Below are 929 nucleotides of genomic sequence, written 5' to 3'. Positions count from 1 at the left end.
GCCCTCGGTCACCGCCGGGTCCGGCGGGCCGGCCGCGGCCGCGGGGGCGTCCTGCGGTCGGCCGATGCCGTCGCCCGCGGTCTCGAACCGACCGCCCACGATCATCACCAGCCGATCGTGGTGCACCCCGGCGAGAACTTCGAGGCCGGCTAGGCGGGCCAGCCGGTGCGCCTCGTCAACGACGACCTCCGGCGCGTCGCTGCCGGCCCGGCCGACGATGACGGTGACGGCCGGCGGGTTGCGCCAGCCCACCGCGGCGGCCCGGGACGGCAGCGCGCGGTCCACCTCACCCCGCACCACGTGATCGACGACCAGTGCCTCCAGTCGAGCGTCCCAGGCACCGCGCTCCTCCGCTGCCCGGGCGTAGACGACCGCGCCGGCGAACGCGATGTCGCGGGAGTAGCGCAGCACGTCGGCGAGCAGCAGCTGTTCCTGGTCGGGCCCGGCGAGGTTCGTCACCTCGGCCTCGATCGCCTCCACGGCGACCCGGACGAGATCGACCAGCCGGCGGAACGTCACCGCTCGCACGAGTTCGCGCGGCGCGACCCGGAAGACGTCCTCGGACAGCTCCCGGGCATGCTCCGGCCGCCGGCACCACTCGACGAACGAGGAGATGCCCGCCTGCACGACGAGCTGGATCCCGGCCCGGTGGCTCGCGGACATCGCCGGGAACCAGGGCAGGGCCTGGCCCATCCGCGCGGCCGCCCGCGACGCGAGCATCCCGCTCGCCAGCTCGACCTGCCGGACCGTCTCGGCACTGGTGCCCCTGGCCATGACGGGCACGTCAACGGCGGCGTCCGCCGCGGCGGGGTGTGCCGAGCCCAGGTCGTCCAACCGCTGGATGCGCTGGTCGGGGAAGTCGTCCAGAGCGGGGAGCTCGCCCGGCGCCGCGGTGCCGAGCGGAGGAGTGCGCACCCCCGCGCGTGGCG

1 pseudogene is annotated in these 929 nt (G+C 75.9%); it reads right to left on the bottom strand.

Going from position 1 to position 929, the window contains the following annotated elements:
* Positions 1-915 (bottom strand): annotated as a pseudogene (locus tag MXD58_RS25665) (hypothetical protein); the annotation flags it as partial.
* Between the last annotated feature and the right edge of the window lie 14 nt (positions 916-929).

Source organism: Frankia sp. AgKG'84/4 (genome assembly GCF_023242965.2).
Classification (GTDB): Bacteria; Actinomycetota; Actinomycetes; order Frankiales; family Frankiaceae; genus Frankia.
The sequence above is the reverse complement of the archived record's forward strand: the minus strand, read 5'-3'. Positions and strand labels throughout refer to the sequence as shown.